Origin of the sequence: Edaphobacter paludis (genome assembly GCF_039993895.1) — a bacterium.
GTDB lineage: Bacteria > Acidobacteriota > Terriglobia > Terriglobales > Acidobacteriaceae > Edaphobacter > Edaphobacter paludis.
Genome location: NZ_CP121194.1, coordinates 876,384 through 890,497 on the forward strand (window position 1 = coordinate 876,384; position 14,114 = coordinate 890,497).

The 14,114-nt window shown below is 60.6% G+C and carries 15 protein-coding genes; 3 read left to right on the plus strand and 12 right to left on the minus strand.

The window, feature by feature from the left end; all coding sequences use genetic code 11:
* Positions 1-18: 18 nt before the first annotated feature.
* Positions 19-732, minus strand: coding sequence for a hypothetical protein (locus P4G45_RS03405; protein WP_348268279.1), 714 nt, complete (start codon positions 730-732; stop codon positions 19-21).
* A gap of 103 nt (positions 733-835) precedes the next feature.
* Here P4G45_RS03405 and P4G45_RS03410 point away from each other — a divergent pair, with 103 nt between their 5' ends.
* Entirely contained in the window at positions 836-1,654 is an 819-nt protein-coding gene (locus P4G45_RS03410) for a VIT1/CCC1 transporter family protein (RefSeq protein WP_348268280.1), read from the plus strand.
* A 104-nt stretch (positions 1,655-1,758) separates the two neighbouring features.
* Entirely contained in the window at positions 1,759-3,069 is a 1,311-nt protein-coding gene (gene egtB, locus P4G45_RS03415) for an ergothioneine biosynthesis protein EgtB (protein WP_348268281.1), read from the plus strand.
* Between the two features lie 21 nt (positions 3,070-3,090).
* Here egtB and P4G45_RS03420 read toward each other — a convergent pair whose 3' ends face one another.
* Complete coding sequence (locus P4G45_RS03420; RefSeq protein ID WP_348268282.1) at positions 3,091-3,783, minus strand: thioredoxin domain-containing protein; 693 nt, start codon at positions 3,781-3,783, stop codon at positions 3,091-3,093.
* 187 nt (positions 3,784-3,970) lie between these two features.
* Here P4G45_RS03420 and egtD point away from each other — a divergent pair, with 187 nt between their 5' ends.
* Positions 3,971-5,008: an L-histidine N(alpha)-methyltransferase gene (egtD, locus tag P4G45_RS03425; RefSeq protein WP_348268283.1), complete on the plus strand. Its 1,038-nt coding sequence runs from the start codon at positions 3,971-3,973 to the stop codon at positions 5,006-5,008.
* A gap of 68 nt (positions 5,009-5,076) precedes the next feature.
* On the opposite strand, the gene moaC is transcribed toward egtD, so the two are convergent.
* From moaC to P4G45_RS03475, 10 genes are all read right to left on the minus strand, one after another.
* Positions 5,077-5,553 carry a cyclic pyranopterin monophosphate synthase MoaC gene (moaC, locus tag P4G45_RS03430; protein WP_348268284.1) on the minus strand — a complete coding sequence of 159 codons (477 nt, stop codon included), beginning with the start codon at positions 5,551-5,553 and terminating at the stop codon, positions 5,077-5,079.
* A gap of 9 nt (positions 5,554-5,562) precedes the next feature.
* Positions 5,563-6,789, minus strand: coding sequence for a gephyrin-like molybdotransferase Glp (gene glp, locus P4G45_RS03435; RefSeq protein WP_348268285.1), 1,227 nt, complete (start codon positions 6,787-6,789; stop codon positions 5,563-5,565).
* 82 nt (positions 6,790-6,871) lie between these two features.
* Positions 6,872-8,047, minus strand: a complete 1,176-nt coding sequence (locus P4G45_RS03440) for a tetratricopeptide repeat protein (protein ID WP_348268286.1) — start codon at positions 8,045-8,047, stop codon at positions 6,872-6,874.
* 89 nt (positions 8,048-8,136) lie between these two features.
* The gene (gene queC / locus P4G45_RS03445; protein WP_373694177.1) at positions 8,137-8,778 is read right to left on the minus strand and encodes a 7-cyano-7-deazaguanine synthase QueC; all 642 of its coding nucleotides are present in this window, start codon (positions 8,776-8,778) and stop codon (positions 8,137-8,139) included.
* Positions 8,779-8,818: 40 nt separating this feature from the next.
* Positions 8,819-9,112 carry a putative signal transducing protein gene (locus P4G45_RS03450; RefSeq protein WP_348268288.1) on the minus strand — a complete coding sequence of 98 codons (294 nt, stop codon included), beginning with the start codon at positions 9,110-9,112 and terminating at the stop codon, positions 8,819-8,821.
* A gap of 29 nt (positions 9,113-9,141) precedes the next feature.
* Positions 9,142-9,888 carry a DUF3108 domain-containing protein gene (locus P4G45_RS03455; protein ID WP_373694155.1) on the minus strand — a complete coding sequence of 249 codons (747 nt, stop codon included), beginning with the start codon at positions 9,886-9,888 and terminating at the stop codon, positions 9,142-9,144.
* An 83-nt stretch (positions 9,889-9,971) separates the two neighbouring features.
* On the minus strand, positions 9,972-10,532 hold the full coding sequence (locus P4G45_RS03460) for an isoprenylcysteine carboxylmethyltransferase family protein (protein WP_348268290.1): 561 nt from the start codon (positions 10,530-10,532) through the stop codon (positions 9,972-9,974).
* A 9-nt stretch (positions 10,533-10,541) separates the two neighbouring features.
* Positions 10,542-11,639, minus strand: coding sequence for a glycosyltransferase family 9 protein (locus P4G45_RS03465; protein ID WP_348268291.1), 1,098 nt, complete (start codon positions 11,637-11,639; stop codon positions 10,542-10,544).
* Positions 11,640-11,743: 104 nt separating this feature from the next.
* Complete coding sequence (gene lpxK / locus P4G45_RS03470) at positions 11,744-12,778, minus strand: tetraacyldisaccharide 4'-kinase (RefSeq protein WP_348268292.1); 1,035 nt, start codon at positions 12,776-12,778, stop codon at positions 11,744-11,746.
* Positions 12,775-14,079 (minus strand): 3-deoxy-D-manno-octulosonic acid transferase, encoded by a 1,305-nt coding sequence (locus P4G45_RS03475; protein ID WP_348269207.1) that lies wholly within the window; start codon positions 14,077-14,079, stop codon positions 12,775-12,777. The genes lpxK and P4G45_RS03475 overlap by 4 nt, the downstream gene beginning before the upstream one ends.
* Positions 14,080-14,114: the final 35 nt, after the last annotated feature.

Genomic DNA, 14,114 nt, shown 5'->3' on the forward strand with positions numbered 1-14,114 from the left:
CAATCGATCGTAAAATCCCTACTTAGTACTCTCTGAGCCGTCACCATTCGTTGAACCAGCCGAAGTCGCAAAAGCCCCCCGTCTCCGCCCCTGGGCGGACGCATCCATCACCCTCAACTCCACAGGTACAAATAACCCATTCTTCACGGCGCCCCGGCCCATCACCAGATCGCCCACCTTCACATCCGCCAGCGTGATGCTCTCACTACCCGCATTTGCCCCAGCCGCCGGAGAAGCATTCGTCGCCGCCTGCTCTCTGCGCCCACCTCGCCTGAACGAAGTTCCCTCATCCGCCTGAATCACCTGGCTTACATGGTCCGGCCGCATCACAGTCACCCTGGCATCGTCCATATCAATTGCGGTGACCTTCCCGGTAATGTAGACCTTCCCCAGCCCCTCCCGCGCCTTCTTCACCTGCTCCGCATCAATCACAGCGACAAACACCGCATGAAGCGTCTTCGTTGGAGCATCCATCACGCCCATCGCGCCAACCCCATCCCCGGCCTTGATATCCGCAATCTTCAACGGCTGCCGGTCCTTAATCACCCGTGTATTCTGCGATACCGAAACCTGGTAGACATCTCCTTCCTCGGTCTTCACCGTCAGCCGGTCGGCACCCACCCCCGTCACCGTCCCCCGAACCATCTGCCCCCCGGCAAACGCATCGCCGCGCCCATCAGGCCCAGCCTGCGCCAAAACCGCTCCCGGCACGGCCAAAAGGAACGCCGCCAACCATATCCACCAGACCCCGCGGCCCCGTAGCCTACAACTGATTCCCCAACTCATCGCACACTTCCGATCTTCAAAAGGTCGTGCTCATACAGACGTTATCCCATTGCGAAAGACTCGTAACAGCGACAAAATCTTCACGCTTTCCACCGCCCAAATCATCTGCCTGCACTACACTACGGCCATGCATCAAGCTGCCCATGGCCCCCACGGCCAACACACAGACAGCAAACACGTTGAAGGCCACTTCGAATCCAGCGCCACCGTGCGCGACATCGTCATCGGCCTCTCCGACGGCCTTACCGTCCCTTTCGCCCTTGCCGCCGGTCTCTCCGGAGCTGTCGCCTCCTCGCACATTGTTGTCCTTGCCGGCCTCGCCGAAATTGCCGCCGGCTCTATCGCCATGGGCCTCGGTGGCTACCTCGCAGCCCGCGGCGACGCTGAACATTACATCTCGGAGCGCCACCGCGAAGAGCGCGAGATCGTCGAGCGCACCCGCGACGAGGAAGAAGAGATCTACGAGATCTTCGAGCAGTATTCGGTCGACCGCGCCAGCGCCGAGCCGGTCCTCAATGCGCTCAAGCGGAATCCCAACCAGTGGGTCAACTTCATGATGCGGTTCGAGCTAGGCCTCGAAGAGCCGCCTGCGAGTCGCGCTCATCGCTCCGCTCTCACCATCGCCGGCTCTTACATTGCCGGGGGCGTCATCCCTTTGCTCCCCTACATGCTCGTCAGCGACAACCTCGCTGCGCTTAAGCTCTCAATCATCATCACTCTCATAGCCCTCGCCCTCTTCGGAGCGCTCAAAGGAAAGCTCGTAGGCACCGGCTGGCTCCGCAGTGCCATTCAGACCACTCTGATCGGGGGAGCCGCCGCCGCCGTAGCCTATACTCTGGCCCATTTCCTCAACAGCTATCACTCTTAAGTGAGCCAGCAACAATCCTCAGCCACGTCACGTGCCAGAAAGCCAACGCTGTGTCTCTTCAAAGCATCTAATCCAAGTCCTCACCTCCTCAAGCGAGAACCACCATGGCCCCTGCCGCAAGTCTTCCCGCCGTTACGACTCTTCTCACCCGCTACAACGCTATCCGCAGAGCGACTACCCACTTCTGCGCTCCGCTCTCGCCCGAAGACCTCATGGTCCAGTCTTGTCCCGAGGCCAGCCCCGTCAAATGGCATCTGGCCCACACCACATGGTTCTTCGAGACATTTGTCCTTCGCGAGCACGTCGCCGCCTACAAGCCCTTCCATCCCGACTTCTATTGGCTCTTCAACAGCTACTACAACTCCCTCGGCGATATGCCTGAGAAAAAGCTCCGCGCCTCCTTCTCCCGCCCTCCTCTCGATGCCATCCTTCGTTACCGCGCCCACGTCGACGCCGCCATCGACCGCTTCCTCCAGCAGCCTGTCGTCGAGCCAGCCATTCAGCGCATCACCCTCGGTCTCCATCATGAGCAGCAGCATCAGGAACTGATCGCCACCGACATCAAGCACGCCTTCTTCACCAATCCTCTCCACCCGGCCTACCTCGAAGCACCGCAGTCGAAGAATGAAGCCATCGCCCCGCCGCTGGAATGGTCCAGTTTCTCTCCCGGCCTGACCCAGATCGGACTTGCCACCGATCCTGCTGGTATCTACGCCTTCGCCTTTGACAACGAAACCCCGCGCCATCCGGTCTACATCGCTCCCTTCGCGCTCGCCAACCGCCTCGTCACCTGCTCCGAGTATCTCGCCTTCATCGACCAGAACGGCTACGAACGTCCCGAACTCTGGCTCTCCGAGGGCTGGACCACGATGCGCGCCGAGGGCTGGCACGCCCCGCTCTACTGGCAGCGCGACAGCAACACCAAATCCGGCTGGCGAATCTACACCCTGCACGGCTTTCAGCCGCTCGAACACATCAGCGAAACCCCGGTCTGCCATCTCAGCTACTTCGAAGCCGACGCCTATGCTCGCTGGACCGCCCACCGCCTTCCCACCGAGTTCGAGTGGGAATACGCCGCCACCCACTCCGTTCCGGCTGGTGGCACCCAAGCCAATCTTCTCGAGTCGGGCAACCTGCATCCCATCTCGGCCAGCCACGCTCCCGGTCTCCAGCAGCTCTTTGGCGACACATGGGAGTGGACTCAGTCCGGCTACACCGGCTATCCCGGCTACAAACCCCTCCCCGGAGCACTCGGCGAGTACAACGGCAAGTTCATGTCCAGCCAGGTCGTCCTCCGCGGAGGCTCCTGCGTCACCCCGGCGACCCACATTCGACCCACCTATCGCAACTTCTTTGCCCCAGCCACCCGCTGGCAGTTCTCCGGGCTGCGCCTCGCTAAAGACCTCAGTCGATAGCTATATATCGGCAGTGGAATTCTACCTCCCCGCCGCCGCATGATCTCCATGACCAGCCGCAGCACCCTTCGTCTGCGCGATAGCGCCTTCCACCACACCAGCAAGCTTAGTCGGATCGTTTGGTCCCTCAGCGGTTCCGCCTACGACTTGATAGTTGTTCCGAGTCACCACCACCAAAGTCGGCGTGTACTCCACATTCAGCCGCTTGCCGAGATCGTAATCCGCCTGTACCTCACGGGCCAGCAGGCCTCCGGGATCGATGACAGGCGGCATCTTCTGCCCATGTTGCTGCATCCAGTGGTCCGTAAACTGCCGCAGGTCGTCCTTGCTCGAAATCGACATCTGCGCCGCAAAGACCGCGCTGCGATACTCGTCGGCAAGTTTAGGGCTCACCTTATCCTGCAGATAGCGTGCATCGACCGCGCCGTCGAATGTCCAGATATGCTGTGCGAGCGGGAAGTCATACCGCACCAGCGGCACATGATACTGCTCAGCCACCTGCCTCTCAATCGGATGGGCATGCGCACAGGCCGGGCATCCCAGGTCCTCGAACACGATAATCGCAACTTTGCTTCCCGTAGGCGGCCTCAGAACGGTCGTGTCGCGAAAGTTGTCGCGAGGACCCGTTCCCGCAAACTGCGCCTGCATGGTGTGAGGCATGAAAGCCAGCATGACGGCTGCTGCTGCCGCTAATATCGTATTGCGAATCAACATCAAGGGTTCTCCTGCACGCAAACTGCCTGCCACGCTGGTGTAATTCTAACTAGGGCGACGAATCCACACCAGGATCGAGATTGAAAATCCGCTTAAAACCGTCTCAAGCGATAATCGTCTAGCGTTTCTGCTGCATCCAATCGACAAAGCGGCCCGGCCGTACCACCCTTACGGAGAGGACTCCCCAGTGCCACCTATCGCCGCCTTTACAGAAACCGCCCCGATTTCAGCAACTCCCGATACCACCAGCCATGCAGTAGCCGCTGAAGCACGAGCCGGGCTTACCGCCCATCCCCGCACCCTTTCTCCCTGGCTCTTCTACGACGAGGCAGGCTCCCATCTCTTCGAACAGATCACGCAGCTTCCCGAGTACTATCTGACCCGCACCGAGCGCGGCATCTTGACTGCCCACGCCGACGAGATTCTCCAGCAAGCCGCCAACGGCGATAAAGACAAGCAGACCCTCACCCTCATCGAGCTAGGTGCCGGCACCGCCGCCAAGACCGGAGTTCTCCTCGCCGCCGCCGTCCGCCGGCAGGGAAGCGTCGTCTACCAGCCCGTCGATGTCTCCGAAACCGCCCTCGCCGTCGCCAGCAGAAACATCCAGGCCAACTTTCCCGGCGTCACGGTTCGATGTCAGGTGGCCGACTACACCCGCGAAGCGCTCCCTCTCGACCGCCTCCCCAACCTGCGTACCTTGGCGCTCTACATCGGCTCCAGCATCGGCAACTTCTCCCCAGCCGACGCCAAATCTCTGCTCTCGAACGTCCGCGCCCAGCTCCTCCCCGGCGACAAGCTCCTGCTCGGCACCGACCTCGGCCCCAGTCCGCAAAAGAGTATTGACACCCTGCTGGCCGCTTACAACGACGCCGCCGGAACCACCGCCGCCTTCAATCGCAATGTACTGACCCGCCTCAACCGGGATCTCGGAGCTGACTTCGATACCGACGCCTTCACCCACAAAGCGGTCTGGAACCCCATCCACTCCCGCATCGAGATGCATTTAGAATCCACGCGCCATCAGCGAGTCCACATCCCCGCTAACTCCGCCGGTCCCGCCCTCACCCTCACCTTCGAACCCGGCGAAACCATTCATACGGAAAACAGCTACAAGTTCACTGCTGCCGCCATCGAAGCTCTCCTCGCCCCGGCTGCCTTCGCCACTACCAGAATTTGGCATGACCCTCAGCACCTCTTCGCCGTGACCTTGGCCACGGCCATTTGAGGAGATTGATGCCGGGGAGTGCTGTCTTTCACAGACTCATCTCTTAAACATCCGTTGTAACTCAGTTCTTATTTTGACGGCTGACGCCGATACTCCCCACTCTTTCCCCCGCTCTTACTGACCAGCACCACCTCGCGAATGCGGATGCCCTTATCGAGCGCCTTGGTCATGTCGTAGACCGTCAGGGCAGCAATAGAAGCAGCGACCATCGCTTCCATCTCCACTCCGGTCCCTGAGACCGTGGCCGCCGTGGCCTCAATCGCAACGCCGCCTGCGACAACGGTGGCCTGCACATCAACAAAGCTCAATGCCAGCGGATGACACATCGGAATCAGCTCCGATGTCCGTTTTGCCGCCTGAATCCCGGCAAACCGTGCCACCTCCAGCGGATCGCCCTTGGGGTTCTGCGGCAGAGCTGCCAGCACGGCTTCGGACAGCTCCACAAACGCTACGGCCACCGCCTCGCGCCGCGTCTCCGGCTTCGCGCTCACATCGACCATATGGGCCTGCCCGGACTCATCATAATGGGATAGCTTTTCGCTCATGCTTCAAGCCTACCGCAGCAGCACCGTTATCACATCTCCTGCCCTGAATCGCTCGACATCCGGAGGCAGCACAGCATAGCAGTTCGCGCGAGCATTGGCTGCAAGATCGCCCGACCCCTGCCACACCACAACGCGAACCTCAGGACGCGCCCAATCACAGGTCAACCGCGCGGGCAGGACACGAGTCAGCCCCGGCTTTCCGGCCACATCTTCGCCAAGCGTAGCCTGCGCGAATCGCGGCGGTGAAACTTCGGCCCCTCCCATCGCTCGCAGCAGTGGCTCGACGAAACAATGAAACGTCACCTGCGTCGACACCGGGTTCCCCGGAAGCCCAAAGAAAAACTGAGCAGGGAAGCCGCCGCTCGCCGGAAGCGTGCCAAACACCACTGGCTTACCAGGCTGCATCTTCACGCCGGTGAAGAAAAACTCCGCTTCCATTTCGTGCAGCACCTCTTCGACGAGATCGTACTTTCCCATCGACACGCCGCCCGAGAGCAGCAAAAGGTCGCAACTTCGAGCCTCGAGAATGAGCTTTTCCAGATCATCACTCCTGTCGCGCGCAATCGGCAGCCGGACGGCATCTCCTCCAGCTTTCGCCACGAGCGCGGCCAAGCCGTAGCTGTTCGAGTTTCTGATCTGTTGCTCGTCCGGCGTCTCATCCAGTTCCACCAGCTCATCGCCGGTGGCCACAATCGCCACTCGCGGCCTGCGAAAGACGGACAATCCAGACCGACCGCAGGCCGCCGCCAGCGCAATCTCCGCACCCCCGATCACCGTTCCCTCGGCAAGCACCACATCCCCGGCGCGAGCCTCGCTGCCGCGCCGTACGATGTTCTCCCCGGTACGCACCATTCGTCCCTGAAGCAAGAGAATAGATCCATCCCGCAACTCGACATGCTCAACCATCACGACCGCGTCCGCTCCCTGCGGCATGGGAGCGCCGGTCATGATCTCGATAGCCTGTCCTCGTTGCAGCGGAGCGCTGGTCCAGCGTTCTCCCGCCCGAATCTGTCCGATCAGACGCCGAGGCCCACTCGCATCCTCCGCCCGCACGGCAAAGCCATCGCGCGTAGACCGTTCGAATGGCGGCTGATCGCGATCTGCAACCACGGGCTCTGCCAACACTCGGTTAAGGCACTCCAGCAGAGGCGCGCCGTCTGTCTCCAGCTTGTGCAGGCTACCGGCCTGGCCCCGGACCACCTTCAGCGCTTCATCGAAATCGACTACGTTGGACATCTGCCTCATCCTTGGCTCTGATCGCGCTTAAATGAAAAAGCCCCAGACTGCATCGCCCGGGGCCTCTTCAGTTAGATCAAAGTTACTTCTTTTTGGGAGCCTTGTAGCTCGATTCGACCTTCGCGCCAATGCCGGTAAGAATACCCTTCACGTCCGCGGCATGAGGACCATCGGGAGCCAGCGCAAGGTACTGCTGATAGGCCTCGACGCAACCCGGGGGAGCAACGATCTTCTGTGTCTTCGGGTCGACGGTTGCCTTCGGAATCAACGACTGGCCCTTGATGTAATAGGCGTCAGCGCGCTTCGGATCGGCAGCGATGGCCTTGTCGGCTGCTGCACCCGCTTCGTCGAGCTTGCCGGTGTTATAGAAAGTGGCAGCCTCGTTGAAGTAGTACATGCCTGCGTTGGCAGGGTCCGCTGTGGCAGCCTTGTCATAGGCTGCGGTGGCATCCGCCGTCTTTCCGCTCCTGCTCAACGCCTGTGCGAGCTGGTTGTAAGCCGCCGCCGCCGTCTGCGGATTCGGCTTCTTTGAAGCAGAATTCAGATCGATCGCCTTTTGGTAGGAGTCGGCTGCATCAGAAAACTTCTTCTGCAATCCCGGATCGGTCGTCGCCGTACCGGTCTTGGCCGCGGCGTTTGCTGCGCCAAGCTGCGCATCGCCGAGGGCAACCCACAGAATAGCCTCGTCGGGCTTGCTCGCTGTCGCACCCTGCATCGCGGTGATGGCAGCATCGTAGTTGCCGGCCTTGGTATCTGCCCGCGCCTGAAGCAGCGTCTTGTTCAGGTTCGCAATCTGCGAATTGGCCTTCATCGCCTCTTCGTTCTTCTTCTTGTACTCTTCAAGCTGCTTCTTCTCGTCCGGAGTCATCTTGTTGATGTATTCCTGGCGGCTCATGTCGAAGTTCACGACCTTATCATCACCATTCGACAGGGCCACGTTGTCGTTGAAGTCGATGCTCTTGTCGTCGACAAAGACCACCGCGACATAGTTCCCTGGCGCGACTCCCGTTCCCTTGTAGTCGCCGTTCTGGTCGATGGGGAAGGTGTACTGATACTTGCGGCTCTTTGCGTCGGAGGTGCGGTCCGTCGTCAGCTTGACGTCGCCCTTGGTGATCGGCTGGTTGATGGGATTGTTGACGTGGCCATGAATGCTCGCAGTCGCCTGCGCCATGGACCGCGACGGGTGCGCCATCGCGACGACCACCAGCAAGGCGATGGTCAGGGTGCTTATCTTAAATAATCCGAAATGCTTCTTCATCACTTTTCTCTTCTCCTGGCCTCTTGGTTGCAGGCGGAAATCGTCATTCTCGAGTTGCTGCACAAAACTTTTGATGCGCAATTCGCCTCTCAGGCGATGGCATACGGTATCGGATCGGTGGCCCCGGCGTCGCGAAATGCGCGCAGCCGCAGAATGCAGCTCTCGCAGACGCCGCAAGCCACGGTTTCACCGGAATAACAAGACCAACTTACATGGAACGGAGCACCCAGTTCAACTCCCAGACGGACGATCTCGCTCTTGCGCAGCTCGATCAGCGGGGTAACGATGCGAATATCGCCCTCTTTGGTGCCTGTCTCGATGAGCCGATTGAACGCCTCGTAATAGGCAGGACGGCAGTCGGGATAGCCGGAGCTATCCTGCTCCACCGCGCCGATAAAGACAGTCTTCGCGCCCAACACCTCGGCCCAGCTTACCGCTGCCGAAAGAAAATGCGCATTGCGGAAGGGGACATAAGTGACTGGAATCTCATGGCCGATGCTGGCCTCGTCGCCAGCCACGGGAACGGCGATGCTGGTATCAGTGAGCGCCGAGCCGCCGATCCTGCGGAAAAGGTCGATCCTGAGCGGCAGCAACTCGCGCACACCCACAATGCGCGCAACCTCCTCGGCAGAGCGTAACTCGCGCGCCTCCGTCCTTTGGCCATAGCTGAAGTGCAGCGCATAGACGTCATAATCGCGCGCCGCCAGCGAAGCGCAGACGCAGGAATCCATGCCACCGGAGAGGCAGACGACAGCGCGGGGACGGGTTGAATCAGGCAAGGTCATCCTGAAGGTCCGCGATTTCGGAAGCCCGTTCGGCCGTCGAGGCTTCGTCCGAGGCATCTTCGGATTCGTCAAGAATCAGTCGCGCCGCGACTTCATCCTGCCGATGTACCTGCAACTGCGCCCAGAACGCCAGGCTGATCATGCTGTTGGCGTGTTCCCCCTCCAGAAAGCACTCGATTCCAGCCGACTCCAACGCGCCCTTCGCCATCTGCGCGAAGGCCGGTTCCATAAACTCGGCTACCGTTACGTACTCCTCGGGGTCCTGCGATTTCTCTGCCATAGCACCGTCCTTTATCTAGTATCTAGTCTTTATTTAGTCTCATACGATTGCAGGTGGAAAGTTATGGTGCCCCAGAAGAGCTGGGCACGAATCTGCACAGGCATGTGGCGTGGATCGTCCGTGTACCAGATCCAGATCTTGCCGCGGTTCTTCACCACACCCTCGTCCGCCGTCGGCTGCACACGCAGCGTCTGAAAAGTTCCTGCGGGCGTTTTGATCTCTTCGCGCGCCTCGACCTTCATCGTCACCGTGACGGTGCGCATGGAGTCCGCCAGCGGAAAGCTCACCGTCTTACCGACGATCAGTGGCTGCGACGCCGCATAAAAGATAGCCGAGAGGGAATCGGTGACGCAGGCCGGGATCGACGCCGTCTGCTGCTTTGATGTGCCCTTGACCAGGTTTCGCTCCACTTGCGTCTGCTTGCCCTGCGAATAGTTAAAGCTCAGATCGCTCGATACCTTGCGGCGCCCCTCCTGCAACTGCTTGCTGAAGCCGGTGGAGCAGCCTGTCCGCGTGTCGAACCCCGACTGAAATCTATCGACCACAGGAAAGAGCATCGTCACTCCGCCCACCGAATCGGCAGTCGCATCCACCTTCTGCACATTTCCTTCACGCGTCAGGTGAAAGACGGCTGTCCCGGCAGTAAAAACGCGCCAGTCGACGGTATAGCTCAGCGTCTCCTGGGCAGGAAAGACATATCCCGTCGGCGGGGGTTGCAACGTGGGAATGGACGACGTCTGCTGCGCGAGCGCCAGCCCTCCGCCAGGCAAGATCACCAGCAGAAGGGAAGCGAAGAAAAGAAGGTTCGACTTAAACTTGGACAGAGGCAGCTCGCTCGGGTTGAAATGGTTGGGTCTTCCTACCGTTTAAAAAACAGTAAGCGCGCTGCCAGCGCCGCATAGATGGCGATGGCACCCATACTGGCATTGTACTCGCGGTGATGCAGATAGAGCTTGGAGGAGAAGCTGCCGCGGTCGTCCGTGGTCGGCGCAGCCGTCAGCCGCGGTAGCAGACGGGGCACGTTCTTCGCGTACTCGTCGAAGCCGGAAAAATGCTCGCGCAGGTACAGCTCCTCAGAGCGGATGGTCGGCAGGTAGATCGCCGCGAAGAGGATTGCCAGCGCAATAAAGATGATCCAGCTCGCCGCTGCCGCCGCAAAGCCGAAGGCGATCATCATCGAACCGAGATAAAGTGGATTGCGCGTATGCGCGTAAGGCCCGGTGCGGGTCAGTTCGGCGTTCTTGCGGACGTATCCGGCGGCGTAGGCGCGCAGCCATACCCCCGGCACCACTAGAAGCAGGCTCACCAGCATCGTCTGCCACGTAGGCCGCGCCAGCCAAAGAAAGACCGCGGCAAAGATGAATCCCAGAGGGACGCGGATGCGCCGCGCGATCCGCTGCCATTGTGTTCGTTCGCTCACTGCTCTACCTTACCTTGCCGATTGCAGCAGGTCGAACGCCGCTGCCACAACTTCTTCCGTTGTGATCTGCATCAACCCCTCTTCAGTCTCTGCGTGGCGGGTGTGATCCTTCTTGCTCGAAGCATGGCGCAACACCCGCGAAGCCGTTCCATAAGGCCCGTTTCGTGCAGGATCGGTCGGCCCAAACAACGCGACGACAGGTCTCTCCAGCGCCGCCGCCAGATGCAGCGGGCCAGTATCTCCCGCGATCACCAGACTGGCGCGGCGTAGCAGCGCGATCAACTGGCTCACCGAACAGGGAACCACCACCGCCACCCCTCCACTCGCATCCACCACCGCATTCGCCAGAATATCTCCGCTGAACACAGCATTGACCAGCGGCACATAGCCCGCTCGCGCCAACTCAGCGGCGACCGCTCCATAGCGCTCCGCAGGCCACTGCTTCGCCCCCCATCCGGCGGAAGGCGCAATCACCACAAACTTCCTGCCCTCAGGCGCTACTCGCGAAAGAAGCTCGTCCCGCCACCCCTCAGCGGCGTTGTCGATGGGAAGTTCGACCTTCGCTGGCGTCAGCGGCTCGCCGACAGCCCCTCCAAGAATCTCGCAGCCTTGTTCAATAACATGCGCCGCATTCACATTGATCTTCTGGCCATACATCCATCGAGCAGGCCGTTCACGCGGCTCCGCGCAACCCGCGAACTTTTCCGCTCCCGCCATCCAGCCAATCATCGAAGAGCGTATCGACCCCTGCATATCGACGCACAGATCAAACTGCCCAAACCGCTCACCCCGCAGCTCCCGCCGCACCGTCCGAATGCTCGCCATCGTGTCCAGCGAAAACGTCCGCTGCTTCCACTCCCGCGTCGGCACCCTATAGCAGCGGTCGACCAGCGGCATTGCTGGCCCCCGTTCCGCTGTGGCTGCCGTTTGCAGCAGCTCTGCCCAGCACGGATCGATCGCCCACCCAATAAACCACTCCGGATGCCGCAGTCGCAGCGCCGCCACCGCCGGCATGGCGTGCAGCACATCTCCCATCGCGCCAATCCGCACAATCAACACGCGGCGCTGGAGATTTCTGTCTGACGAAATAGGTGACGACCTACTCAAGCGATCATCGTCTCAACGAATCCATGTCCTGCAATTAAGGAATCTCCAATTTAAAGCATTCCTGTGAAAATGCCTCATCTCATCTTTAAAGGCGGCCATTGATCTCAACGATTCTGGCTGCGCCGGTCGAGCCGAGGTTCCATTGCGATCAATTGCATGATCGCGCTCGATTCGTCCACTAACTCCACTCCTAGCCGCGCCACCACCAGCGGCCCCACAGCCTCCAGATGCTCGCGCATCGCCGGTGTCAGCTTTACGGCGTCTTTCTCCGTGGTCACAAATCCGTCCGCGCCATGCCGCCGCGCCTCTTGCTGCAATTGGGCAACATCCTGATCGGTATATGCATAATGGTCGGGAAATACGACCGTCTCTATCGGTTGGCATCCCCCCGCGAGGAGCATCCCGGTAAAGTCCTTCGGTCTCGCAATTCCACAAAAGGCCAGTCGCCGCCCCTTCAGCAATTTCCCCCCCTCTCCATCCAGGCTCAGCCGCCGCCGTATCACCCACACCGCAATCGGATTTCCCTTGTGCGAGAGCCCCCCGATGAAGCTCTGCAGCCGCTCCAACTCTTCCTCGCGCACAACAATCACATCAGCCCCACGCAGCGCCGATAGCGGCTCGCGCAGATTGCCCGCGGGCAGCAGAGTGTCCTCCACATCTTCCTGCGTCAGCAAAACAATATCGATATCGCGGGCCAGCTTTCTATGCTGAAAACCATCATCCAGCAGATGCACGGCAATCTTCCCCGTGGTCTCACTCTGCTCCGCCAGCACGCCCGCACTGTAACGATCCGCACCGACAAACACAGGCACGCCCGCCCGTTGTGCCATTAGGACAGGCTCATCGCCAAACCACGCCGCATCGCCATACGGCTCTACCCGTTCCACTGTTTTGGGAGCACGACCAAATCCCCGCGTCAGAATCGTTACCGTATACCCCCGCCGCCGCAGCATCCCGGCCAGCATCATTACCACCGGAGTCTTTCCCGCTCCGCCCGCCGACACACTGCCCACGCTGATGACCGGATTCGCCAGCCGTCTCTGCTTCAGCCACCCCAGCCGAAACAGCAGCTGTTTAACGGCCAGTCCTACTCCATACACCGGAGCCAGTGGCAGCAGCAAAGGTCTCCGAATGCTCATCGCGTACTCACCACTCTCTCTTTCAGCAACGTTGTCAGCGCCTCCACTGTACGCGTAGTAGCGCCCGCCTGCGCGTCAAAGACCTCGCGCCCCCGCCGACCCATAGCCAGTGTGTCATCTATCTGACGTAGCATCGCAACAAGTGTTTCCGCCAGCATCACCGCCGATACCGTGCGCACCGCATGATGCGCCTGCAACATTCCCACAATCTCGCGGAAGTTCTCAAACGATGTTCCCATCAGCACCGGAACCCCAAACCGCGCAGGCTCCAGCGGATTGTGGCCGCCCGCATTAACCAGGCTGCCCCCCACAAACGCTACCGCGCCCAGCGAATACATCGCCGCTAGATCGCCAATCGTATCCAGCAAAAAAATACTGCCTGCCGCCACCGGCCCCAGAGCATCCGCCCGCTCGCGAAACTCGCTTGCCCGCACCATCGTAAACCCACTTCCTTCAATTATTGCGGCAACGGCAGCAAACCGGTCGGGATGCCGCGGAGCCAGCACCATCACCGCATTCGGCTCCGTCGCCAGCACCCGAGGCCACGCCGCAAGCAGTATCTTTTCCTCGCCCTCCAGCGTCGAGCCGCACACAATCACCCGAGCCCCATCAGATAACTGTGCCCGCAGCATCGCCACCAGCGAGCTCTCCCGCCCCTCCCGCAGGTCGTACTTCAGATTTCCTGTCACCCGCACCCGGTCAGCAGGCGCGCCAATCCGCACCAGACGCTCTGCAGTCTCCTCGCTCTGTGCCAGAAACAGCGAAATCTTCGCCAGGAGTGGCCGCCAAAGCCGTCGCAGCCGCAGATAGCGCGGCAGCGACCGATCCGACACCCGCGCATTCACCACCGCCATCGGCACTCCCGCCTTCGCGCATTGCAACATCAGATTTGGCCAAAGTTCGCTCTCCATCAACACCAGCAGCTTCGGCCGCAGCACCCGCAGATATCGCCGCACCACAAACGCAAAATCCAGCGGCAGATAAAACACCGGCGACTCCGGCAAACGCTCCTTCGCCAGCCGCTGCCCGGTCGCCGTCGTAGTCGACACTGCAATCAGCCACTCAGACCGCACCGCGCCAAGCTCCCGAATCAACTGCGTCGCCGCCATTACCTCGCCCACCGAAACCGCATGGACCCAAACCACCTCGCGCCCTGCAACGGCCGTCCGCAGCTCTCTCGGCACCCATCCCAGCCGCCCCGCCAACCCGGCGCGATAGCGCCCACTGGTCGCCATGCGCAGCAGCCAATATGGCGCTCCCACCACAAGGGTCGCCAGCAGTAGCGCGCTATACACCCACATCGTCACTCCGTTGTGCCCTCACTTTACCTTGTATG

What these genes read in the sequence shown, in the direction of transcription:
- P4G45_RS03475 (WP_348269207.1), bottom strand. Translation starts at nt 14,079, where the DNA reads ATGTGGGTGTATAGCGCGCTACTGCTGGCGACCCTTGTGGTGGGAGCG.
- egtB (WP_348268281.1), top strand. Translation starts at nt 1,759, where the DNA reads ATGGCCCCTGCCGCAAGTCTTCCCGCCGTTACGACTCTTCTCACCCGC.
- moaC (WP_348268284.1), bottom strand. Translation starts at nt 5,553, where the DNA reads ATGAGCGAAAAGCTATCCCATTATGATGAGTCCGGGCAGGCCCATATG.
- P4G45_RS03450 (WP_348268288.1), bottom strand. Translation starts at nt 9,112, where the DNA reads ATGGCAGAGAAATCGCAGGACCCCGAGGAGTACGTAACGGTAGCCGAG.
- P4G45_RS03420 (WP_348268282.1), bottom strand. Translation starts at nt 3,783, where the DNA reads ATGTTGATTCGCAATACGATATTAGCGGCAGCAGCAGCCGTCATGCTG.
- P4G45_RS03440 (WP_348268286.1), bottom strand. Translation starts at nt 8,047, where the DNA reads ATGAAGAAGCATTTCGGATTATTTAAGATAAGCACCCTGACCATCGCC.
- lpxK (WP_348268292.1), bottom strand. Translation starts at nt 12,778, where the DNA reads ATGAGCATTCGGAGACCTTTGCTGCTGCCACTGGCTCCGGTGTATGGA.
- queC (WP_373694177.1), bottom strand. Translation starts at nt 8,778, where the DNA reads ATGGATTCCTGCGTCTGCGCTTCGCTGGCGGCGCGCGATTATGACGTC.
- glp (WP_348268285.1), bottom strand. Translation starts at nt 6,789, where the DNA reads ATGTCCAACGTAGTCGATTTCGATGAAGCGCTGAAGGTGGTCCGGGGC.